Raw genomic sequence first — 22,044 nt, 5'->3', positions numbered from 1 at the left:
ATCCCTTCGGAACGCTCCGGCCGAGGACCGGCGGGAGCCGTACAATCGGGCGTGTTCCGACCATGGTCCGGCCCGCGCTGTCAAGCGATGCGGTCGCGGTGTTGCGCGTCGGCGCTACCCGCGCGGGTGTCTGCGGCCTAGATTGTGATCGAACACTCCTCCTGCGCCGGATCCCGCCGTGATGCGCCTGCTCACTCTCTCGGCCGCCTGCTTGATGGCCACCCTCGCGCAGGCGGGGGCCCAGTCCCTGCCGGTCGGGGAGACCACCTACATCGAGCGCTCGCTCAATCACACCGACACGCTGGTGATCGAGCATCCGCCGGTGGCGGCGAACCCGTATGGCCGCCGCAACGGACATGCCGCGATCGCCGGCTATTGCCGGGACGGTGGTCTCATCCGGCGGCGTGACGAGTTCGGCAACCCGGTGATCATCCGCCAGCGGGAGGTGTGCGACAGCGTCGCGCCGCGTACCCTCAGTCCCGGCGAGGTCGATCCCCGCCCGAGCTGGCCGGCCGACGCCGTGGCGCGCCAGCGCGTCCTGCGCGCCAAGGGGTGACGCGGGTCACGCCGTCTCTCCGGTCGGCGGATCAGCCGTACCGATGCAGGCCGGTGCCGTGGCGCTTGAGCCACGCTTCGGCGGCGTCGGTGTTCGGACAGAGGGCGTGCACGAGAGCCCAGAAGCGTGGGGAATGGTTCATCTCGCGCAGGTGGGCCATTTCGTGAGCGACCAGATAGTCGAGCACCATCGGCGGCGCGAGAATCAGGCGCCATGAGAAGTTCAGCTCGCCGCGGGCCGTGCAGGAGCCCCAGCGGCTGCGGGTGTCGCGCAGGGTGACGCGGACCGGCCTCTGCCCGAGTTGCACCGCATAACGCTCGATCGCCTCGGCGAGGTCGTGCTTCGCCTCACGGGCCAGGAAGTCGCGGATTCGGCGCGCCACATGGGCTGCGTCGCAGGACACCGAGATGGCCGGCTCTCCGGCGACGCACTCGACCCGTACCGGACCGCTGCGGGTACCGCGCTGGAGGATCCGGTGAGGCTCGCCGCGGAGCGGCAGGCTGGCCTCAGGCTCGAAGGCCACGCGAGCCGGCACACGGGCCAGACGCGTTGCGATCCAGCCCGCATGGCTCGCAGCGAAGCGCTGTGCGGTGTTGACGGCGGTGCGGCTCGGAAGGGTGATCACCGCCTCGCCGGTGGCGGCCGAGACCCGGAGGGTGATGCGGCGCGCGGTCTCCCGCCGCCGGAGGGCAACGCGGAAACTGGCCCCCTCGTGCTGGACCTCAAGATGATCGGGATCGGGGCGACGCAGCAGCGCGAAGGGCATGCGCGACTTCTAGCTGGGCCGGACGCGCGGCTCCAGATCCCGCCGGCCCGAAGCGCCGCGGCTTCAGCCAGCGAGGGCCCGGGTCCAGACGTCGGTGTCGGGCAGGACGAGGAGAGCGGCCGCCGCCAGGGCGATCCCGTACGGGATCCCGGTCTTGGCGTCGTGCAGATGCAGTGCGAACGGCATGCGCGCAATCCGGACGGGCAGCGGATGCGTCCGCGCGAACAGGATCCCCAGCGTCAGGGCACCGCCGAACAGTGACGCCACCAGCAGGTAATCGCCGAGTCCATCGAAGCCGAGCCACAGGGCCGTGGCGGCCGCGAGCTTGGCATCGCCGCCGCCGATGACACCGAAGGCGAAGAGCGCGAAGGTGACGAGCAGAACGACCGCGCCGGCCGCGCAATGGAAGCCGATCTCGGCCCAGCTCATCGGGCCCGTCAGGGCGAGGAGCGCGAACCCCGCCACGAGGCCGAGGGAGATCCGGTTGGGGATCAGCATGGTCAGAAGATCGCTGGCGGCTGCGTACGCCATCAGGAACGGGAAGAGGATCAACAGGCCGAATCCGGCCGGGCCCAGACCTGTCAGGCCGAGGCTTGCCGTCGCTGAACCGACCATCTCGGCGCCCATTTCGTCGAAACCTGTCGCATCACCGGCCAACGATCCGACCCGGCCATCCGTCGGCCGGAATGGATCCGCGCGTTACCAGACGGCCTGTGCCGCCGCGAACGAGAACGATCCCGGCCGGCCGAGCCCCCGGTCTCTCGCCGAGAGCCGGGGTGTCTCGCACCTGCCGCAGATCAGAGCCGTCTCGCTTAGTTCAGGTTGCCGGAGATCTGGCTGAACTTGCTGGTGAGGCTGGTGCCAACGGTCTTCAGCGCGGTGATGATGGCGACGGCGATCAGGGCCGCGATCATGCCGTACTCGATCGCGGTGGCACCGGACTCGTCCGAGGCGAAGCGCGTGAACAGGGTCTTCATGGAGAGCGATCCTTCGATCAACATAGAGCGAGGCAAAACTTGCGCGATGACCGATGAAGATTTTTCTTGTCTCGATCGGCGGCCTGCACAGACTGGCGATTTCGCCTTGAAAATCGGTTAAATCGATCCCGGAGCGTCGTAAAATGCCGTCTCGTTGCGAGATTGGTGAAGGTTGGGTTTCTTCGATACGGCAGTGCGCGGACTCTTGGTCTTGCTTAGCGCTTCCTTCACCCATCCCGCGATAGCCTCGGGCTTCGGGTCGGATCTCGTCCGCTACCCGTCGTCTTGAGGAAACCCGATGCGCCGCACCCTGTCGATTGCGGGCCGAGCCGGCCTCATCGTCCTGATGACGGGCGCCACAGCCGTGGCGGGTCAGCCCGAGCTGCTGCCGGTCGTGACCGTTCTGGTGGACAATGCCAAGGTCCTCCGCCTGCCGGAGAAGACCTCGACCATCATCGTCGGGAATCCGATCATCGCCGAGGTGACGCCGCAGAAGAACGGCGTCCTCGTGCTCACCGGCAAGAGCTTCGGATCGACCAATCTCATCGCCCTCGACAACGGCGGCGCCATGATCGCCGAGACGACCATCCGGGTCGAGGCGTCGCGGGACTCGACCATCACGGTCCAGCGCGGTCTCGACCGGGAATCCCTGTCCTGCACGCCGAGTTGCCAACCGTCGGTACAGCTCGGCGACTCGGCGAGCTATTTCGGCACGACCAGCGGGCAGGCCGACGCGCGCCGCAAGCTTGCGACCGGCGGCGGCGCCGGAACAGTTCCGGCGGCCGATCACTGATCGAACCGGATCCGGGAGCGAAGACGCCCGGGTGACGTCGCGGCCGATGTCGCGGGCACCACATCGCCACCCGCCGTCGATGCGGGGGCGCCCCTCAGCGCCGCTCTGGTCGGCGACGGCCTTGCTGACCATCGCCACGCGCTGAGGCTGACCCGGCGACGGGGAGCAGCCCGTCCCGATCATGTACCCTTGCGGAGCGGGACGGCCCGGTGGACGATGGCGCGATGGAATCCGGTCCGCTCACCTATGTCATCGGCGACATCCACGGCTGCGCCGACCTCCTCGATGCGCTGTTGGAGCGGATCGCCGACCATGCCGCCGACCGCGGCCGCCGCCTCGTCTTCCTCGGGGATTATATCGACCGCGGGCCGGACAGCGCCGCGGTTCTCCGCACCGTGAGCCGGCTGAATTGGGCCGAGCCCGAGCATGTCATCTGCCTGATGGGCAATCACGAGCGGATGCTGCTCGATGCGCTGCAGACCCCTCAGGCCGCGGAACACTGGCTCTACAACGGCGGGGAGGCGACGCTCGCCTCCTTCGGCGCCCGGGAGGCGGGCGATCTGCCACGCGACACCCTCGACTGGCTCGAAGGTCTCCCCACCCTGCATGGGGATGACGCCCGCTGGTACGTCCATGCCGGTTTCCGGCCCGGCGCGGCGATCCCGGATCCGGACGATCACAATCGGCTCTGGATCCGCGAGCCGTTCCTGGAGGGCGACCACGATTTCGGCCGCCACGTGGTCCATGGCCATACCCCCCAGCGCAACGGACGGCCCGAAATCCGCCGGTTCCGCACGAACCTCGACACCGGAGCGGTCTACGGGGGAGCCCTCACGGCAGGCGTCTTCTCCGCCGCGCAGGGCCCGGCGCTGCATTTCCTGCAGGTCCGGGCGCCGGCCTAGACGGTTCGACGCGCGGGGACGAGGGCGCACAGGATCCCGACGAGCCAGCCGCCCATCAGGACGACGCCGCCGGTGGGCGCAGCCATCGGAAAGAGCGGGCGCTGGAGCCACGTGCGCACTGAGAGGTCGCCGCAGAACAGGATCAGACCGAGGACCAGGAGCCCCGAAGCGGTCCGGGCAAGGCCGGTCCGGGCGAGGCCGGCGGTGCCGAAGCCGATGAGCGCCAGAATGGCGGGGGCGTGGAACAGCAGGAACTGCGCCGCCGTCTTCAGCGAATCGGCGCCGGGGATGTGCGCGGCGGCGGCGCTCAACGCCACACCGAGCAGGCCGGCGAGGCAGGCGAGCGCCGCGAGCGCACGATCGACACCCGCAACACTCACGCGCCGCGCTCCACGAGGAGCCTGGCGATGGCCGCACGCAGCTCCGGCACGCCGGAATCGTCCCGACTCGAGGTGAGGATCACCTGCGGATAGGCCGCAGGACGCTTGGCAAGCCCGGCCTCGATCCCGGCAATGCGGCTCGCGACCTCGCCCTTCTTGAGGGAATCCCCCTTGGTCAGCACGACCTGATAGCTCACCGCGGCCTTGTCGAGGCCGTCGAGCACATCGGTATCGATCGACTTGAAGCCGTGCCGGGCGTCGATGAGCATGAACACGCGGGCGAGGCTGGCGCGCCCCTTCAGGTAGGAATGGATCAGCCGCGTCCAGGCCTCGACCTTGGCCTTCTCGACCGCGGCGTAGCCGTAGCCGGGCATGTCGACGAGGGACAGGCGCTCGCCGATCCGGAAGAAGTTCAGCTGCTGCGTGCGCCCGGGCGTGTGCGAGGTCCGCGCCAGGGTGTTCCGCCCGGTGAGGGCATTGATCAGGCTCGATTTGCCGACGTTCGACCGTCCCGCGAAGGCGATCTCCACGCCCTCCATGGGCGGCAGCCGATCGAGCGTCTGGGCAGCCGCGTAGAAGTCGGCGGCGCCGGCAAAGAGAAGGCGGCCGGCCTCAAGAAGGTCGGCCGCATCGTCGTTGGTTTCAGTCACGGCACATTGCCTGTCAGCTCTTGGTGGCGGCCGTCTTGGTGCCGTTGCCGCGCCGGAACGTCGATCGCAGGTTGTCCCACAGCTCCACCTTCACGCCGTTGCGGCGCATGATGACGTACTGCTGGATCACCGACAGCGTGTTGTTCCAGGCCCAGTAGATCACGAGGCCGGCGGGGAACGACCCCAGCATGAAGGTGAACACGATCGGCATGAAGGTGAAGATCTGCGCCTGGACCGGGTCCGGCGGCGCGGGGTTCATCTTCATCTGCACGAACATCGTCACGCCCATGATCAGCGGCCAGACGCCCAGGTGGACGAAGTCGGGCGCCGGGAAGGGCAGCAGTCCGAACAGGTTCACGATGCTCGTCGGATCCGGCGCCGCGAGGTCGTGGATCCAGCCGAAGAACGGCGCGTGCCGCATCTCGATGGTGATGAACAGCACCTTGTAGAGCGCGAAGAAGACCGGGATCTGGATCAGCACCGGCCAGCAGCCGGCGACCGGATTGATCTTCTCCTTCTTGTACAGCTCCATCGTGGCCTGCTGCGCCTTCAGGCGGTCATCCTTGTAGCGCTCGCGGATGGCGGCCATCTCCGGCTGCACGGCCTTCATCTTGGCCATCGAGACGTAGGACCGGTTCGCGATCGGCAGGAACAGCAGCTTCAGGCAGAAGGTGACAACCAGGATCGAGACGCCGAAATTGCCGAACAGGTGATAGAAGAAGTCCAGCGCCCGGAACATCGGCTTGGTGATGAAGAAGAACCAGCCCCAATCGATCATCAGATCGAAGTGCTTGATGCCCAAGTCCTTCTCGTAGTTGTTGATGACGTTGACTTCCTTGGCGCCCGCGAACAGCCGCTGCGTCGCGGTGACGGAGGTGCCGCCCGCCACGTTCACGGCGTCGCCGCGCACGCTCGCCTGATAGACGTTGGTGGTCCCGTCGGTCCGGTCGGTGAAGGCGCCGGTATACGGCGTGTCCTGATCGGGGATCGCGGCGGCCGCCCAGTACTTGTCGGTGATGCCCACGAAGCCGCCGGTCACGCCGGTCCAGGCCTTGCCCTTGGTGTTGGCGCCGCCGTAGGCGCCCTCCTTGGCGAGCTTGTCGTAGGTGAATTCCTGGAGCCCGTCGTTGCCGAGATAGCCGATCATGCCCTCGTGCAGGACGTAATAGCCCTGGGTGTGCGGCTTACCCCAGCGGGAGACGAGGCTGTAGGGGTAGAGCGTGATCGCGCCCGAGCCCTTGTTCTCGACCTCGTCGCGGATCGTGAACATGTACTTGTCGTCGACCGCGATGATCCGCTTGAAGACGAGGCCGGCGCCGTTGTCCCAGGTCAGGGTCACGGGCATGCCCGGCTGGAGCGTCTTGCCCTCGCTGGTCCAGAGGGTGTCGTTGTTGGGCAGCGGCCCGGCATTGGCGCCGACCCAGCCGAACTCGGCGTAATAGGGCGTCTCGCTGCCGGCCGGCGAGAACAGCACGATCTCGGGGCTCTTGGGGTCGACGGTCTCGTGGTAGTTCTTGAGCGACACGTCGTCGACGCGGCCGCCCTTCAGGGCGATCGAGCCGGATAGCGCCGGGGTCTCGATCCGGATGCGCGGCGAGCGGGCGAGCGCCGCCTCGCGGGAGACCGGGCCGCCCTGCGGCGTGGGCAGCGTGCCGGGCACCGGCGCGGCCGGGCCGCCCTCCTTGGGGGACGGCGAGGGCACGCCGTCCGGGGTCACGCCCGGGGGCTGCTGTTGCTGCGCGGCCTTGTTCTGGGCCTCGATCAGCCGCTGCTGCTCCATGCGCGGGCCGGCCACGAAGTACTGCCACCCGAGCAGCACCAGCAGCGACAGGCCGATGGCCACGAACATGTTCGTCTTGTCATTGCCCATCAGGGACACCGCCGCACGCGTTCGGAGTGGCATCAAGACCGGCGCCGGCCCCGGGGGACCTGCGCGCGCCGGTGATTCGGTGATCTCTGTCGCACCCCTGCGACGGGCCGATGTCGGCGCGGCCGGAGGGCGCGGGCTGCGCGGAGGCGCCCGCTTCCTGCTGGAGAGATGAGGTTTGAGGTGTGGTCTTGGACCGTCGGTTGCCGGATCGGCCGGACGGCCTGTCGCTCCGGGGCGCCGCAGGCCGGGTCACCGTCGGGATCGCACGCCGCAGGTCCTCGGCCAGCGACGCGAAGGGGGCGTCCAGCGCCGGGCGCCGGGCGATCAGTACGATGTCGGCCGGCAGGGTCGCGAGTTCGGTCGGCAGATCGGCCGCGACCAGCCCCAACGCGGCGCGGAGACGGCGCCGGATGCGGTTGCGCTCCGTCGCGTGACCCACGCGCTTCGTGATGGTGAAACCGAGACGGAGGCCGGGGCAGGCCTCCGGATTCCGGAGGCGCCCCTGCGCGGTCATGCGCTCGGTGTGAAAGCGACGCCCCTCGGCCGCAGCCAGGAAGTCGGGTCGTTTCTTGAGCCGCTCGATCGTCGCCATCGATGGTTCGATCCCGGCCGATACCACTTGCCTCACGGCGCGGATGCGCGAAGGCCTCCGCGCCCGAGAGGATCCGGCCTCAGGCCGACAGGCGCTTGCGGCCGTGGGCGCGACGGCGCGCGATCACCTTGCGGCCGCCGGCGGTGGCCATGCGCGCACGGAAACCGTGGCGGCGCTTACGGACGAGCTTGCTCGGCTGGTAGGTTCTCTTCATGGCTCAGAGCCTTCAAAGGTCGAGGCGCGCTCGCGGGCGGCTGATGCCGCACCCGACCTTCACGCGTCCTTGGTTGTCTGCAAACACGAAGGGCGCCCATGCGGGGCGCCACGTCGCGAGTGGCGGGCTTATGGCGGATGGGTCCCGCGAAGTCAACGTTCGGCGGGGCTCAATGCCCCTCGAACTGCATGAGGGTCCGCACCTCGACGCCCATGTCGCGCAGGCGCTGGGCCCCGCCGATCTCGGGCAGATCGATGACGAAGCAGGCGGCCACGATTTCGGCGCCGATCTTCTGAAGCAGGTTCACCGCCGCCGTGGCGGTGCCGCCGGTGGCGATCAGATCGTCGACCAGGAGCACCCTGTCGCCGGGCCGGACCGCGTCGACGTGGATCTCGATCTCGTCGGTGCCGTATTCGAGGGCGTAGGCCATCGAAACCGTCGTGTGGGGCAGCTTGCCCTTCTTGCGGATCGGCACGAAGCCGCAGGAGAGCTGATGGGCGATGGCCCCGCCCAGGATGAAGCCCCGGGCCTCGATGCCGGCCACTTGGTGGATCTGCCCGCCCGCATAGGGGTGAACCAGCGCGTCCACCGCCCGCCGGAAGGCGCGCGGGTCGCTGAGCAGCGTGGTGATGTCGCGAAAGATGATCCCGGGCTTCGGGTAATCGGGAATCGAGCGGATCGATTCCTTCAGCGCGACGTGGCGGCGGGCTTCCATGCGTTCGGCCTTCCGTGGAGAACCGCGGGCTTAAAGCAGAAGGTTGCGGTCCTGACCAGTTTCCGGCGGGCAGGCCGGGCGGTTCAGGCCGCGTTCGGTGCGTCGCGGCGCTCCGACGACCGTCCCACGCGGCGCGAGCGGTCCGGTCGCCGCGGGTGCGCCTGACACCGAGGAAGCCTGCTTGTGGCGGGCAATCCCTGATCGCCGCGGGCGTCGAGACGGGGCGCTTCGGCGGGCCTCGATGCCGGCCTTCGCCGCACGGTCCCGGGATGACAGGACGCTAGGCCGCCTGGACCTTCTTGAGGATGGCGACGAGTTCCCGGTGCAGCTCCTCGTTGCCGCAGGCCACCGACCGGGGCGCGAGCGGCTCGGCGGCGCCATCCGCGGAGGTCACGAAGCCGCCCGCCTCGCGCACCAGGATCACGCCGGCGGCGAAATCGTAGGTCTGGAGATCGCGCTCCCAATAGGCGTCGAGGCGCCCGCAGGCGACATAGGCCATGTCGAGAGCCGCCGATCCCATCCGGCGGGTGCCGCCGGCCACCGCCATGACGGCGCCCAGCTCGCGCAGGAGTCGCGGATGGCTGCCGCGACCGAGATAGGGCGTTCCGTAACCCACCAGCGCGTCGGCCATGTCCTGACGGCCGGAGACGCGCAGGCGCCGGTTGTTGAGATAGGCCCCCTTCCCGCGCTCGGCGACGAACAGCTCGTCCTTGATCGGGTCGAAGATCACACCGGCGACGATCTGGCCCTCGCGCTCGAGGCCGACCGAGACGGCGAAATGGGGCACGCCGTGCAGGAAGTTCGAGGTGCCGTCGAGGGGGTCGATGTGCCAGGTGTGGCTCTTGTCGGTCCCCTCGATGATCCCGTTCTCCTCCTGCACGAGGCTGTAGCCCGGGCGCGCCTTCATCAGGGCGTCGCGCAGCACCTCCTCAGCCTTGCGGTCGGCCGCGGAGACGAAGTCACCCGGGCCCTTCCGCGAGACCTGCAGGTTCTCGACCTCGCCGAAGTCGCGGCGCAGGCCGCGCGCGGCCTTGCGCACGGCATCGACCATCACGGTCATGAGCGGGGAGGAGATCATGGTCGGACTTTTCGCGGGTGAGGATTGACGCCGTCGTTACAGCCCGGCGCCGGAAAAGACGAGATGGGGGCAGGACATGGGCGCCGTGCGGCGGGGGGCCGGCCCGGACCGGGTCCCACGGATCGTCGTCGCGGCGCGGCCCCTCCCTCGGGCGAGAGGGACGGGATGAGGGGCGTGCGTCAGCCGGAGGCGGCGCGACCTGAGCGCGCGTCACCGGCACGCCTGATCCGGAACCTACCCTCCCTCAGCGGGAAGGGTGAGCCGATCGCGCCCTGTGATAGAGGCCACGGCCCCTCGGTGGGGCCAGGCCGTGGGGGTCGATACGGAGACCCGAGGCCCTACTCGGCGGCCTCGACGAAGACCGTGCCGGCCCGGGGCAGATCCAGCGCCTCCCAGGTCTCGCTGAGGGCCGCGGCGAGGCGCTCGATATGCGCCGCGTCGTGGAACGGCGACGGCGTGATCCGCAGGCGCTCGGTGCCGCGCGGAACGGTCGGATAATTGATCGGCTGGATGTAGATGCCGTGGTGTTCCAGCAGGTGGTCGGCCGCGGCCTTGCACAGTTCGGCATCGCCGACCATCACCGGCACGATATGGGTCTCGGTCTCCAGGATCGGCAGGCCCGCCGCGGCCAGGGCCGCCTTGGTGGCCGCCGCCTGGCTCTGGTGCGCCTCCCGCTCGGCGCTGGAACGCTTGAGGTAGCGCACCGACGCCCGTGCCGCCGCCGCCACGGCCGGCGGCAGCGCGGTGGTGAAGATGAAGCCCGGCGCGAAGCTGCGCACGGCGTCGCAGATCGCCGCCGAGGCGGTGATGTAGCCACCGACGCAGCCGAACCCCTTGGCCAGCGTCCCCTCGATCACGTCGACCCGGTGCATCACCCCGTCGCGCTCGGCGATGCCGCCGCCGCGCGGACCGTAGAGACCGACGGCGTGGACTTCGTCCAGATAGGTCATCGCGCCGTAGCGGTCGGCGAGGTCGCAGATCCGGCTGATCGGCGCCACGTCGCCATCCATCGAGTAGACCGACTCGAAGACGATCAGCTTCGGCCGGTCGCCGGCCTCCTGGAGCAGCTCCTCCAGATGCTGGAGATCGTTGTGGCGGAAGATCTTCTTCGCGCAGCCTGAATGGCGCACGCCCTCGATCATCGAATTGTGGTTGAAGGCGTCGGACAGGATCAGGCAATCCGGAATCAGCTTGGCGATGGTCGAGATGCCGGCCTGGTTCGACACATAGCCCGAGGTGAAGACCAGACCCGCCTCCTTGCCGTGCAGGTCGGCGAGTTCGCGCTCGAGATCGACGAGGGGCGAGTTGTTACCGGCGATGTTGCGGGTGCCGCCCGCGCCCACGCCGCAGCGGGCGGCGGTCTCGGTCATGGCGGCCACCACCTCCTTGTGCTGGCCCATGCCGAGGTAGTCGTTCGAGCACCACACGGTGATCTCGGTCGTCTTGCCATCGGGCTGACGCCACTTGGCCGTCGGGAACCGCCCGGAAATGCGTTCGATATCGGCGAAGACACGGTAGCGCCGCTCGCCGTGCAGCTGATCCAGCGCGCCGCGGAAGTAGCGCTCGTAGCCGGAACCGGCGCGCGTCGATCCCGTTGGGGCGAGCGTCGTGCTGGGCATCCGGGTCACGGTCATCGAGCGTCCTTCGCGTATTCGGCCACGCGGGCGGCGCCTTGAAGCACCGGGTCCCGCGATCTGAGGTCTGGCCTCGGTCAGTCCTTCGCGTGAGGACCGGAAGATACGCGCGGATCTGGAACTGGTTCAAGGTAAGGTTCCGACATCGCTGCGTTGCATCCGTTGAGAGGGCGGCACGAACCCGGTAGCGTCCGTCAGGATCTTTCCCTCCGAACTTGGCTCCGGCGCCCTTCCGAATCCCATGTTTCAACCCGCAGATGGCTCCTCCCACCGGAACGTCCGTGTCCCGAGCTTGCGGCGACCAAGGGTCGCGCCATGACGGACGCGAAGACGGACGCGAAGGATGCGCGCACGGAGCGCCTGAAGGCGGCCCTGCGGCAGAACCTGCGGCGCCGCAAGGCGCAGGATCGGGGCCGGACCGAAACGAGACCGGCTCCTGACGCGGACCGGTCCTGCACGTCCGAGGCCGCGATCAACGGTCCTGATTCCGACAAATCCGGTCTATAGGGCACGGCCAAGCCTGGGCGCTTCCGCGCCCGCGATCAGCACGGCCGGCCGCGCGCCATCGGGGATGCGCCGCCCAAGGACACACGATGGACCGCATCCACATCACCGGCGGCGCGCCGCTCAACGGCGTGATCCCGATCTCGGGCGCCAAGAATGCGGCGCTGCCGCTGATGATCGCCAGCCTGCTCACCGGCGAGACGCTGGAACTGATCAACGTGCCGCGGCTCGCCGACATCGCCGCGCTGACGCGGATCCTGGGCAACCACGGCGTCGACCACATGGTGGTCGGCAAGCGCCCCGGTCAGACCACCGAGACGGGCCAGACCATCCGGCTCACCGCCTCGAACGTCATCGACACCACCGCGCCCTACGACCTCGTCTCGACCATGCGGGCGAGCTTCTGGGTGATCGCGCCGCTGCTCGCCCGGTTCGGCGAGGCCAAGGTGTCGCTGCCCGGCGGCTGCGCCATCGGCACCCGGCCGGTCGACCTGCTGATCATGGCCCTGGAGAAGCTCGGGGCCGAGATCGAGATCGACGCCGGCTACGTGGTCGCCCGCACGAAGAACGGCCTGCGCGGCGCCGAGATCGTCTTCCCCAAGGTCACGGTCGGCGGCACGCATGTGGCGCTGATGGCGGCTGCGCTCGCCTACGGGACCACGGTGATCGAGAACGCCGCCCGCGAGCCGGAGGTCGTCGACCTCGCGGAGTGCCTGAACAAGATGGGCGCGAAGATCCGCGGCGCCGGCACGCCCCATATCGAGATCGAAGGCGTGGCCCGTCTGAACGGCGCCCGCCACGCGGTCCTGCCCGACCGGATCGAGACCGGCACCTACGCCATGGCGGTCGCGATGGCCGGCGGTGACGTCGTCCTGAAGGATACGCGAGCCGATCTGCTGCACGCGGCCCTCGACATCCTGTCGACCACGGGCGCCGAGATCACCCCGGTCGAGGGCGGCATCCGCGTGCGCCGCAACGGCGCCGGCATCGCGGCGGTCGACGTCACCACGGACCCGTTCCCGGGCTTCCCCACGGATCTGCAGGCGCAGTTCATGGCACTGATGACGCTGGCCAAGGGCCAGTCGCATATCCGCGAGACGATCTTCGAGAACCGGTTCATGCACGTGCAGGAACTGGCCCGGCTCGGCGCGAAGATCCGCCTCGAGGGCGACCTCGCCATCGTCGAGGGCGTGGAGCGGCTGAGGGGGGCACCCGTCATGGCCACCGACCTGCGCGCCTCGGTGTCCCTGGTGATCGCGGGCCTCGCCGCCGAAGGCGAGACCCAGATCAACCGGGTCTACCATCTCGACCGCGGCTTCGAGGCGCTTGAGGCCAAGCTCGGCCGCTGCGGCGCGCAGATCGAGCGCGTCCGGGCCTGAGCGACCCCTGCGGTCCGGGACGTCGATGGACGTCGGCGGGCCGCCGATGTCGTCAGAACCCTGACCGCCGATCCGGGGCGCGGGATCCGGTTCCACGCCCGGGCCCAGGACGGGCGGCCTCTGCTCGATCTGCCGAATGGCGGCGGAGACGAGAACCGGCACGTCTGTGCGGTCGATCGCCGGGACCAACCGGGACCTGACGTTCATCCCGGGCAGAGCGGCCGGGCTCGTCCGGGTCAGGCGCACGATCCCCCTTTACTGGGATGCGTTCCGCGCGCAGGTGATCCGGGCGATCGGCGATCCGGACACGGCGGCGGGGCTGGACCTGATGCGTGCGCGCTCGCCGGTTCACCGGGCCGGCGGGATCCGGGCGTCCCTCCTGATCGCGCAAAGCGCCACCGCCCCCCGGGGGAAGCAGGCCGAGTCCGACCAGAGGGTCGCAGCCCTCGATGCGAAGCGCCTCACGGTGAGCGATCCGCTGTTCCCGGACGAGGGCCACGGCTTCGTGCGGCCCGAGAACCGCCTCGCTCTCTATGCCCGGGCGGAGGCCATCCTGGCCCGGCATCTCGGCGGCCACGCCGAGAGCCTCCGGACGCGGCGGCCGAGGCGGGCCATGCCCCGCAGGTCATGCACGACAGCGGATGCTCAATCCTCGATCTGCCCGCGCCTGTAGCCGAAGCCGGGTATGTCGCAGCCGCAGGGCGCATTGGGCGGCGCCGGGCGCGTCAGGCATGTGCCGCGGGCGGTCACGCAGACGCTGTCATCCCACGACCGCCCCGGGCCGGTGCGCCATTGAGGCCGGATCCGGTCGGACGCATCGTCGAATGGCGGCGGGGGCGGAGGCCAGCCGTAGCCATCGTCGGCGGGCGGTGGCGGCCGGCGATCTCGGGGCGGCGGGGCGTAGACGTCCCGGTCCGGACCCGGTCGGCCGTAGATGTAGGGCCGCGCGTCGGGGCCGACCTGCGCACCCGCGGGACCGGCCGCGTGAATCCCCAGTGCCAGCGCCGCCAGAGTCGCGTGCGTCGTGAACTTGGCCATCCTCGACCCTGCCTCGACCCTGCTTCGATCCGTCCGCCGCGCCTCTAGCCCACGGCGCTGGGTCGAGCCTGTGCCCCGTCCGCACCCGGCATCCTCAGGTCGGGCGTTGCCCGAACGGGGCTGCGCCGCTACCTACGCCCTGCCGCGGGGCCCCTCGCCGACCGGCCCACGCCCCGCGTTCGCCGAGGACCCTCTGCATGGAGCTGCTCAAGCTCGCCGCCCTCGACATCGAGGACTTGACCGTGATCTCAGCCCACCTGCAGGACGCGATCCTCCGGCCGGAGGATCTGACCTATCTCGCCGGTGAGCAGCGCTTCCTCATGGCGGTGCGACGCTTCGACTGGACACCGGACGCCCCGCCCCGGCGGCGCCTCGCCGGCCTGCACATTGAGCGCGTCCGGGGCGTGAAGAGCCGCGGCCTGAAGCCGGGCGACGCCACGCCGATGAGCCTGCTCGCGCTGACCTTCGAACAGACGGATGCGCCGTCGGGTCACATCGATCTCGTCTTCTCGGGCGGTGCGGCCCTTCGGCTGGAGGTCGAGTGCATCGAGGTCCGGATGAAGGATCTCGGCCCGGTCTGGGAATCGGCCACCCGTCCCGGCCACGACATCGACACCGACACGACCGCCGGCCCGGCGGCCTGACGCGAGACAGAGAGCTTTCCGATGGTCCGGCTCGACAGCAGCGATCCGAATTTCGCCACCGCCTTCGCGCATCTCCTGACGGTGAAGCGTGAGATCGCCGAGGACGTGGACGAAGCGGTCCGCGCCATCATCGCCGACGTCGTCGCACGCGGCGACGCGGCCCTGGTCGACTTCACGCGCCGCTTCGACCGGCTCGGCACCGATTTCTCAGCCGAGCACCTGCGGGTCACCGACGCGGAGATCGCCGCGGCGGTCGCCGCCTGTCCGCAGGAGTCCCTCGAGGCCCTGCGCCTCGCCGCCGAGCGGATCGAGAGCTTCCATCGGGCGCAGCGGCCCACGGACCATCGCGCCACCGACGCGCTGGGCGTCACCGCCGGCTGGCGCTGGACGGCGCTCGAATCGGTGGGGCTCTACGTCCCGGGCGGGACGGCGAGCTATCCCTCCTCGGTGCTGATGAACGCGCTCCCCGCCCGCGTCGCCGGCGTGCCGCGGCTCGTCATGGTCGTGCCGACCCCCGACGGCCAGATCAATCCGCTGGTCCTGGCCGCCGCGCAGCTCGCCGGCGTCCACGAGGTCTACCGGGTGGGCGGGGCCCAGGCGGTGGCCGCCCTCGCCTACGGCACCGCCACCATTGCTCCTGTCGCCAAGGTCGTCGGGCCCGGCAATGCCTGGGTCGCCGCGGCCAAGCGCCGGGTCTTCGGCCAGGTCGGGATCGACATGATCGCCGGCCCCTCCGAGGTGCTGATCCTGGCCGACGGCCACGCCAACTCGGACTGGGTCGCCGCCGACCTGCTGGCGCAGGCCGAGCACGACGTCGCCGCCCAGGCGATCCTGATCACCGACAGCGCAGACCTGGCGGACGCCGTCGAGGTGGCCGTCGAGCGCGCCCTCACAACCCTGCCCCGTCAGGAGATCGCCCGGGCGAGCTGGCGCGACTACGGCGCCGTCATCCGGGTCCGGACCTTCGACGAGGCCGTCCCCCTCGTCGACCGCCTCGCCCCCGAGCACCTGGAGATCGAGACGCAGGATGCGGAGGCGCTCGCCGCCAAGGTGCGCAATGCCGGGGCGATCTTCCTCGGCTCGCACACGCCGGAGGCGATCGGCGACTATGTCGGCGGCCCGAACCACGTCCTGCCCACCGCCCGGTCCGCCCGGTTCTCCTCCGGCCTCGGGGTGCTCGACTTCATGAAGCGGACGACGATCCTCGCCTGCACGCCGGAGAGCTTGCGGGCGCTCGGCCCGGCGGCGATAAACCTCGGCCGGTCCGAGGGCCTGGAGGGGCACGCCCGCTCCGTCGCGATCCGGTTGAACCTGTGAGGTTTTGGGGATGGCGGAGAAGCAGCGCGGGCCGAACCGCCTCGCGAAGGTGAGCCTGGACGAGGCGTCCATCGCCCGCGGCAACCCGGATCAGGAGCACGAGCGGGCCATCGCGCTCTTCGACATCCTGGAAGACAATGTCTTCGCGATCCCGGGCCGAGAGGGCCCCTACGCCCTGACGCTGGGCCTCGTCGAGAACAAGCTGTCCTTCGCCATCACCACGGTGGAGGGCGAGCCGGTGATGACGCACCTCCTGTCGCTGACGCCATTCCGTCGGGTGATCCGCGACTACGAGATGATCTGCGAGAGCTACTACAACGCGATCCGCACCGCCTCGCCATCGCAGATCGAGGCGATCGACATGGGTCGGCGGGGCCTGCACAACGAGGCGTCCGAGACGCTCAAGCAGCGGCTCGACGGCAAGGTCGACCTCGACCACGACACGGCCCGCCGCCTGTTCACCCTGATCTTCGCGCTGCACTGGAAGGGCTAGGGCGCCCTCCGCGCCGACCGGCGATGGCTGAGCCCGTTCCAGAGCCTCCTCCCGACGCCTCTCCGAAGAGGCGGCGGGTGCAGTCCGTCCTGTTCATGTGCAATTACAACGCCGTGCGCTCCGTCGCGGCGGAAGCGATCGCGCGCGCCTATTTCGGCAAGTCCACCTATGTGCAGTCGGCCGGAGTCCGGTCCGGCGAGCCCACCGATCCGTTCATGATCGCGGCCCTCGACGAGATCGGGATCGATGCCAGCCGACACCGCCCCCGCACCATCGAGGAGTTGGAGGATTGGGAGGGGCTGAACTTCGACCTGATCATCACCCTGGCGCCGGAGGCCCATCACCGGGCGCTGGCCCTGACGCACACGCTCGCGGCCGATGTCGAATACTGGCCGACCCCGGATCCCACGCTGGTGCAGGACGCGTCCCGGGAGCAGCGTCTCGAGGCCTATCGTGAGGTCCGCGACGGGCTCACCCGGCGGATCAAGGCCCGTCTGAAGGCGTAGACGGGCGGCGTCTCTTCCTGACGATCGCGCATCGCCGAGCGGCGGATCGCCGATGCCGTGCCTGCGGACTGTCGCGCGCGGGGTTCCGCGGGTCCGCCGCGTCAGCCGCGATCGCCCACCAGCCAGGCCCGGATCCGGCCGGCGACGAGCGGCCGGGCGCGAATGACGTCGTCGCCGTCGAGGAGCGGCGAGTCTGCGAGCGTCGCGAGATAGGCGTCCTCGGCGCTGCGGCAGGCGCGGAAGGCAGCGTCTACGGCCAGATCCCGGTCTGTCAGCGCGGCTTGAATCCCGAAGTTGCGGCTGACGCAGTCGCGCCACGCAGCGTGGCGGAGCTCGGTCTCGCTCGCGGCCCGCGCGGTGCCGCAGGCCGCGGCGACGAGGACGATCGCGAGGAGCGGGGCCGGCATCACGTGGCGGGCTCGCGGCATCGTTCAGGCACTCCGTCACCCGACAGAGTGGCGGCGCAGGGTTATCAATCCGTTAAGATGTGGTGCCCGCGGCGCGGGTTCCACTGCCGGAGGTGGGCCTTGATCAGCGGTTGGCGGTGGTGACCGGGGAGGTGACGCCGCCGAGCGAAACCCAGGCGACGGCGTCCTGGCTCTCGCGCTTGATGAACACGTAGCCGGTCTTGTGCCAGGGCAGGATCGCGTTGGTCTTGTTGTCGAGCACCAGGTCGCCCCGGTCCGTGATCAGGGTGAGCACCGCGTGGCCCTCGCCCTTCTCGTCGATCACCACGGTCATGCGCATCGCCCGCCGCGGCAGGCCGGCCTGGGCCAGCAGATGGCGCTTGAGCAGCTGGAAGTCCTCGCAGTCGCCGATGCCGTCCTCGGCCAGATCCCACCGGTCGGCCACGTGCAGGTGGTCCTGATCGGTCATCGGCTCGACCGCCTTGTTGACCCGCCGGTTCACCGACACGATCGTCGCCCAGGTGGCGGGCGTCAGGCTGATCCGGGCCGGCTCGCCCCGGTCGAGCGCGCATTCGGCCGCGTAGGTCTGGCAGAAGGTCGTCCAGGCCGCGATCGGCTTGGCATCGCCCTGCACCCGGGCACCGGCTTCCGTCGGCAGGCTCGCAAGCGTCTGCGCCTGGACGCCCGTGGCGAGGCCCGCAATGCCGAAGACCGCGAGGGCGGCGGCGGCGGCGCGGCGGCTCCGGGGCAGCCGACGCGCTGCGGGTGCCTCGACCCGTCTCTGCATCATGGAAACCGCGAACCGCATCGCCGGACCCAACCGTTAAGCTCTCGTTAACGAAAGCTCTCACGCCGGCGGGCCGGCGGCAATGCGCCGATTAACAAAAGGTTAATGCTGTGCGCAACGCGGATAATCGTTCAGTCGTCGTTCCGAGCCGGCACGTCCCCGCGATGCGCGAAATCGTGAAGGCGCACCAAGGTCTTCGTTTCCGAGATCCGTCGTTATCCCGGCGTCGCTCCACCGAGAAGAAGCCTGTGGGCGGCAGGAGGACGACTTATGCGGCGCGCAGCAGACAGGATCGCCGGGCTCATTCTGGCCGGACTTGCAGCAGGAACCCTCGGAGCCGTTTCGACATCCGCCGCCCCAGCCGGCGCGGCATCGACCGACCTGAAGAGCGAGGGACCGACGCAGCCGGCGAAGGTCCAGGACGGCCAGTACACCGACAAGAACGGCGATCCGACCTACCACGTCACGGACGGCGGCAAGAAGGTCGACTGGTACACCATGTCCGGCTACGTGCGGTACAATTCCAACTGCATCGTCTGCCACGGCCCCGACGGGATGGGCTCGACCTACGCACCGTCGCTTGTCGATGCCCTCAAGGGCATGGACTACGCGCACTTCGCCGGCATCGTCGTGGGCGGCAAGAAGGACGTGAACGCCTCGCAGGAGCTGGTCATGCCCGCCTTCGGCGATAACAAGAACGTCATGTGCTACCTGCCGGACATATTCACGTATCTCCGCGCCCGTTCGGACGGAGCGCTCGGTCGCAACAGACCGCCGGAGCACGAGCCCAAGCCCGCTGCCTTCGAGAAGGCCGAGGACGCCTGCATGAAGTGAACGCCGCCTCCCGGGCCTCGGACCGAGATTGAACCTGCCCGGGGGGCGACACGCCCCGTTGCACCGCTCGGTTGCGCACGACATACTCTGCACAAGACGCTGAAGAGCAGGCGCCAAGCTTGCCGAGGGGGTCGCAGGGGATGGAACGTGGCTCAAGGATCGGGAGTGCGCCGCCATCTCTGCGGCATCTGGACGGCCTGGACCGATGCGGCCGGGGCCGCCGACGCGGCCGCTGAGGTCGCCCGGGCCGTCGGGGGCTCGGCCCTGTCACAGATCGTCGTGTTCTTCTCGGCGGATTACGACGCGGAGATCCTGGCCCGCGCGCTGGAAACTTGGTTCCCCGACGTCCCGGTGGCGGGCTGCTCGATGTCGGGAGGCATCGCCCCGGCCGGAGGCCTCGACCGCGGCCTCGTGGCCATCGCGTTCCCGGCGGAGCGCTTCCGCATCGTCTCGACGGTCCTCGACGCCATCGACCACCTCGACGTGGAGCGGACGGCCTCCGCGGTCCGGGCGCTGCGCCGGACCCTCGACCCGCTGGACCGGTGCCGCGAGGTCGACATGGCCGCGTCCGGCCACCGCTTCGCCCTGTCGCTGATCGACGGGCTCGCCAACGCCGAGGAGACGGTCGTCTCGGCCATCGCCTGGGCACTCGACGGCATCCCGATCGTCGGCGGCTCGGCCGGCGACGACCTGCGCTTCCGCGACGCCGTCCTGCTCCACGGCGGGAAGATCCACCGGAAGGCGGCGGTCCTGGTCCTCGTGGAGACCGACTTCTCGGTGGAGATCTTCAAGAGCGACAATTTCGAGCCGACCCAGACCAAGTTCGTGGTGACGGCCTCCGATGGCGAGCGCCGGACCGTGCACGAGCTGAACGCCGAGCCGGCAGCCCGGGAATACGCGATGGCGATCGGCCTCGACCCCGAGGGCTTGTCGCCGATGAGCTTCGCCGCCTACCCGCTGGCTGTGAAGGTCGGCGGCGAGTATTTCTGCCGCTCGATCCGGCGCATGAACGAGGACGGGTCGCTCAGCTTCTTCTGTGCGGTGGACGAGGGCGTTGTGCTGACCCTCGCCGAACCGCGCGATATCGTCGCCTCGACGCGGGCCGAGCTGGCGCGCCTCGACGCGGTGCTCGGCGGCGTCGACCTGATCATCGGCTTCGAATGCGTGCTGCGACGGCTCGACGCCGAGAGCCGGCAGGTGCGCCACGGCATTGCCGACCTCTATCGCCGCTACAACGTCGTCGGCTTCGAGACCTTCGGCGAGCAGTACAGGGCGATGCACCTGAACCAGACCTTCACGGGCATCGCCATCGGCAAGACCCTCGCCGGCAGTGCCCCGGGGGCGGAAGCCACCCCCGTCGCGTCGTGACCCTGCATCCGAACGGTCTCGAGACCGACGCGTCCCTGCACCGGCGGATCGAGAAGCTCGAGCGCATCAATGCCGCGCTGATGTCCCATGTCGAGCGCTCCATGGATCAGCGGGGCAGCGCCTATTCGCTGTTCCAGACCGCGATCATGCTGGAGGGCCGGGTCCGCACCCGCACCGAGGAGCTGACCGGGCTGATGCACCGGCTGGAGCGCTCCAACGAGGCGCTGGCCGCCGCCAAGGAGGAGGCCGAGACCGCCAACCGCTCCAAGACCCGGTTCCTGGCCGCGGCGAGCCACGACCTGCTTCAGCCGGTCAACGCCGCCCGCCTGTCGATTTCGGCGCTGGCCGATCTCGACGTGCCGCCGGAGGCGCGCATCATCGCGGGCCAGGTGGATCGCGGCCTGCAGACCATCGAGGATCTGATCAAGACGCTGCTCGACATCTCGAAGCTCGATGCCGGGATCGTGCGGCCGCAGATCCAGCCGGTGTTCCTGCCCGACCTGCTGGCGGAGCTGGCCGAGAGCTTCAAGCCCTTCGCGGAGCGCAAGGGCCTGCGGCTGTCGCTGCGCTGCCCCGAAGTCACCGTCACCAGCGACGTGATGCTCCTGCAGCGCATCCTCCAGAATCTCGTCTCCAACGCGGTCCGGTACACAAGCGTCGGCGGGATCGTTCTCGCGGCCCGTCGGCGGTCCGGCGGCATCCGGATCGAGGTGACCGATACCGGCTGCGGCATCGCCGCGGAGGAATGCGACCTCGTCTTCGACGAGTTCTTCCGCGGCGGCGCCCGGACCGGCAGCGGCGAGGAGCCGGGCCTCGGCCTCGGCCTATCGATCGTCCGCCGTATGGCCCAGGCCCTCGACCACCCCCTGCGGCTGCGCTCCCGGATCGGCCACGGCACCCGAGTCGCCCTGACGCTGCCCGTGAGCACGATCCCGGCGGCCGTCGCCCCGCCCGCTCCGGTGGCGACCCGGCTCTCGGGCGCGCACGTGCTCGTCGTGGAGAACGACCCATCCACGTCCGACGCCCTCGCCCGCCTCCTCCAGAACTGGGATGCCCGGGTCTCGACCTTCCGCGACCTCGCGGGGGTGCGGGCCGCCGTAGAGGCCGGCGCCCCGCGGCCGGACATCCTGGTGCTCGACTACCATCTCGACGACGGCGCCTGCGGCCTCGACGTGGCCAACTACCTCCGGACCGCGCACGCCGATCCGGTCCCGGTCATCGTCACCACCGCCGACCATTCCGAGGCCGTCGAGGACCGGGTCACCGCCGCCGGGGCGGAACTCGTGCACAAGCCGATCAAGCCGGCGCAGCTCCGCTCCCTGCTCACCTACATGCTCGCCTGAGCGGCCCGCGGCGGTCCGCGCTTCGACCGGCGGCACGCCTCGCGCTGCCTGCGGACAGGCGGACCTTCGGGAAAGCCGATCCCCGGCCGGACAAGGGATGGGTCGCCCCGCGGCGGAGCACGAGCCCCCGACGCGGCACCCGTCCGACGCGAACAAACCTGCCCGTGCCGTGACATAGGACACACGACGCCCCTCGACGTGCCGTGCCGCCTGCGCGACAGGGAACAGCGTCCGCGGCGCGTCCTGCGTCCGGATTTTCCCAGCCATCGACGTCACGGACCCGCCGGGACGCCGCAG

At 69.8% G+C, this 22,044-nt stretch carries 26 protein-coding genes; 12 read left to right on the top strand and 14 right to left on the bottom strand.

The features are described from left to right. Positions 1–181: 181 nt before the first annotated feature. Positions 182–556, top strand: coding sequence for a hypothetical protein (locus GGQ91_RS22725; protein ID WP_043387560.1), 375 nt, complete (start codon positions 182–184; stop codon positions 554–556). A 31-nt stretch (positions 557–587) separates the two neighbouring features. On the opposite strand, the gene GGQ91_RS22720 is transcribed toward GGQ91_RS22725, so the two are convergent. From GGQ91_RS22720 to GGQ91_RS22710, 3 genes are all read right to left on the bottom strand, one after another. Further along, a complete protein-coding gene (locus GGQ91_RS22720) occupies positions 588–1,322 on the bottom strand; it encodes a M48 family metallopeptidase (RefSeq protein WP_043758838.1) in 735 nt (244 codons plus the stop codon). A gap of 63 nt (positions 1,323–1,385) precedes the next feature. Beyond that, complete coding sequence (locus GGQ91_RS22715; RefSeq protein WP_051045115.1) at positions 1,386–1,937, bottom strand: A24 family peptidase; 552 nt, start codon at positions 1,935–1,937, stop codon at positions 1,386–1,388. Between the two features lie 197 nt (positions 1,938–2,134). Beyond that, positions 2,135–2,299: a Flp family type IVb pilin gene (locus tag GGQ91_RS22710; protein WP_012320434.1), complete on the bottom strand. Its 165-nt coding sequence runs from the start codon at positions 2,297–2,299 to the stop codon at positions 2,135–2,137. Between the two features lie 298 nt (positions 2,300–2,597). Between GGQ91_RS22710 and GGQ91_RS22705 the strand changes: the two genes are divergently transcribed. Both GGQ91_RS22705 and GGQ91_RS22700 read left to right on the top strand, forming a co-directional pair. Continuing rightward, positions 2,598–3,092, top strand: coding sequence for a pilus assembly protein N-terminal domain-containing protein (locus GGQ91_RS22705; protein WP_043357447.1), 495 nt, complete (start codon positions 2,598–2,600; stop codon positions 3,090–3,092). A gap of 224 nt (positions 3,093–3,316) precedes the next feature. After that, positions 3,317–3,994: a metallophosphoesterase family protein gene (locus GGQ91_RS22700; protein ID WP_182592887.1), complete on the top strand. Its 678-nt coding sequence runs from the start codon at positions 3,317–3,319 to the stop codon at positions 3,992–3,994. Here GGQ91_RS22700 and GGQ91_RS22695 read toward each other — a convergent pair. From GGQ91_RS22695 to hemA, 8 genes are all read right to left on the bottom strand, one after another. Beyond that, complete coding sequence (locus GGQ91_RS22695) at positions 3,991–4,374, bottom strand: DUF423 domain-containing protein (protein WP_111473665.1); 384 nt, start codon at positions 4,372–4,374, stop codon at positions 3,991–3,993. The two genes, GGQ91_RS22700 and GGQ91_RS22695, sit on opposite strands and share 4 nt — an antisense overlap. Continuing rightward, positions 4,371–5,024 (bottom strand): ribosome biogenesis GTP-binding protein YihA/YsxC, encoded by a 654-nt coding sequence (yihA, locus tag GGQ91_RS22690; protein WP_043387550.1) that lies wholly within the window; start codon positions 5,022–5,024, stop codon positions 4,371–4,373. Before yihA ends, GGQ91_RS22695 begins: the two co-directional genes overlap by 4 nt. A gap of 13 nt (positions 5,025–5,037) precedes the next feature. Continuing rightward, positions 5,038–6,894 (bottom strand): membrane protein insertase YidC, encoded by a 1,857-nt coding sequence (gene yidC / locus GGQ91_RS22685; protein ID WP_182592886.1) that lies wholly within the window; start codon positions 6,892–6,894, stop codon positions 5,038–5,040. Then, complete coding sequence (rnpA, locus tag GGQ91_RS22680; RefSeq protein ID WP_043357132.1) at positions 6,884–7,486, bottom strand: ribonuclease P protein component; 603 nt, start codon at positions 7,484–7,486, stop codon at positions 6,884–6,886. The genes yidC and rnpA overlap by 11 nt, the downstream gene beginning before the upstream one ends. Before the next feature lie 79 nt (positions 7,487–7,565). Then, entirely contained in the window at positions 7,566–7,700 is a 135-nt protein-coding gene (gene rpmH / locus GGQ91_RS22675) for a 50S ribosomal protein L34 (RefSeq protein ID WP_007558110.1), read from the bottom strand. 169 nt (positions 7,701–7,869) lie between these two features. Beyond that, positions 7,870–8,415 carry an adenine phosphoribosyltransferase gene (locus tag GGQ91_RS22670; protein ID WP_043387545.1) on the bottom strand — a complete coding sequence of 182 codons (546 nt, stop codon included), beginning with the start codon at positions 8,413–8,415 and terminating at the stop codon, positions 7,870–7,872. 280 nt (positions 8,416–8,695) lie between these two features. Beyond that, on the bottom strand, positions 8,696–9,493 hold the full coding sequence (locus tag GGQ91_RS22665; RefSeq protein WP_043357127.1) for an inositol monophosphatase family protein: 798 nt from the start codon (positions 9,491–9,493) through the stop codon (positions 8,696–8,698). A 338-nt stretch (positions 9,494–9,831) separates the two neighbouring features. Beyond that, positions 9,832–11,127 (bottom strand): 5-aminolevulinate synthase, encoded by a 1,296-nt coding sequence (hemA, locus tag GGQ91_RS22660; protein ID WP_043357125.1) that lies wholly within the window; start codon positions 11,125–11,127, stop codon positions 9,832–9,834. 593 nt (positions 11,128–11,720) lie between these two features. Here hemA and murA point away from each other — a divergent pair. Then, entirely contained in the window at positions 11,721–13,010 is a 1,290-nt protein-coding gene (gene murA, locus GGQ91_RS22655) for a UDP-N-acetylglucosamine 1-carboxyvinyltransferase (RefSeq protein WP_043357121.1), read from the top strand. Between the two features lie 166 nt (positions 13,011–13,176). Further along, positions 13,177–13,683, top strand: coding sequence for an alpha/beta hydrolase family protein (locus GGQ91_RS22650; RefSeq protein WP_182592885.1), 507 nt, complete (start codon positions 13,177–13,179; stop codon positions 13,681–13,683). Here the strand turns inward: GGQ91_RS22650 and GGQ91_RS28660 are convergent. Beyond that, on the bottom strand, positions 13,656–14,048 hold the full coding sequence (locus GGQ91_RS28660) for a hypothetical protein (RefSeq protein WP_043758854.1): 393 nt from the start codon (positions 14,046–14,048) through the stop codon (positions 13,656–13,658). The two genes, GGQ91_RS22650 and GGQ91_RS28660, sit on opposite strands and share 28 nt — an antisense overlap. 197 nt (positions 14,049–14,245) lie before the next feature. On the opposite strand from GGQ91_RS28660, the gene GGQ91_RS22645 reads away from it, so the two are divergent. Genes GGQ91_RS22645 through GGQ91_RS22630 form a run of 4 tightly spaced genes read left to right on the top strand, consistent with a single transcriptional unit; the run spans position 14,246 to position 17,008 of the window. After that, positions 14,246–14,692, top strand: coding sequence for a DUF2948 family protein (locus tag GGQ91_RS22645; RefSeq protein ID WP_043351500.1), 447 nt, complete (start codon positions 14,246–14,248; stop codon positions 14,690–14,692). Positions 14,693–14,713: 21 nt separating this feature from the next. Next, positions 14,714–16,009: a histidinol dehydrogenase gene (gene hisD, locus GGQ91_RS22640; protein WP_182592884.1), complete on the top strand. Its 1,296-nt coding sequence runs from the start codon at positions 14,714–14,716 to the stop codon at positions 16,007–16,009. 10 nt (positions 16,010–16,019) lie between these two features. Then, a complete protein-coding gene (locus GGQ91_RS22635; protein ID WP_043387537.1) occupies positions 16,020–16,502 on the top strand; it encodes a UPF0262 family protein in 483 nt (160 codons plus the stop codon). A 23-nt stretch (positions 16,503–16,525) separates the two neighbouring features. Next, positions 16,526–17,008: an arsenate-mycothiol transferase ArsC gene (locus tag GGQ91_RS22630; protein WP_043387536.1), complete on the top strand. Its 483-nt coding sequence runs from the start codon at positions 16,526–16,528 to the stop codon at positions 17,006–17,008. A 101-nt stretch (positions 17,009–17,109) separates the two neighbouring features. Here the strand turns inward: GGQ91_RS22630 and GGQ91_RS22625 are convergent, their stop codons facing one another. Both GGQ91_RS22625 and GGQ91_RS22620 read right to left on the bottom strand, forming a co-directional pair. Beyond that, on the bottom strand, positions 17,110–17,436 hold the full coding sequence (locus GGQ91_RS22625) for a hypothetical protein (protein WP_075380736.1): 327 nt from the start codon (positions 17,434–17,436) through the stop codon (positions 17,110–17,112). Positions 17,437–17,539: 103 nt separating this feature from the next. Next, positions 17,540–18,223 (bottom strand): transglutaminase-like cysteine peptidase, encoded by a 684-nt coding sequence (locus GGQ91_RS22620; protein ID WP_107646919.1) that lies wholly within the window; start codon positions 18,221–18,223, stop codon positions 17,540–17,542. Between the two features lie 249 nt (positions 18,224–18,472). Here GGQ91_RS22620 and GGQ91_RS22615 point away from each other — a divergent pair, with 249 nt between their 5' ends. The 3 genes from GGQ91_RS22615 to GGQ91_RS22605 all read left to right on the top strand — a co-directional run bounded on the left by GGQ91_RS22615 (position 18,473) and on the right by GGQ91_RS22605 (position 21,747). Next, on the top strand, positions 18,473–19,036 hold the full coding sequence (locus GGQ91_RS22615) for a c-type cytochrome, methanol metabolism-related (RefSeq protein ID WP_043358028.1): 564 nt from the start codon (positions 18,473–18,475) through the stop codon (positions 19,034–19,036). 165 nt (positions 19,037–19,201) lie between these two features. Further along, a complete protein-coding gene (locus GGQ91_RS22610) occupies positions 19,202–20,404 on the top strand; it encodes an FIST signal transduction protein (RefSeq protein ID WP_403091526.1) in 1,203 nt (400 codons plus the stop codon). Then, a complete protein-coding gene (locus GGQ91_RS22605; RefSeq protein ID WP_182592882.1) occupies positions 20,401–21,747 on the top strand; it encodes an ATP-binding protein in 1,347 nt (448 codons plus the stop codon). Before GGQ91_RS22610 ends, GGQ91_RS22605 begins: the two co-directional genes overlap by 4 nt. Positions 21,748–22,044 lie beyond the last annotated feature (297 nt).

It is taken from the genome of Methylobacterium fujisawaense (genome assembly GCF_014138435.1).
Lineage (GTDB): Bacteria > Pseudomonadota > Alphaproteobacteria > Rhizobiales > Beijerinckiaceae > Methylobacterium > Methylobacterium fujisawaense.
This window is presented reverse-complemented; position numbering and strand designations above follow the sequence as displayed.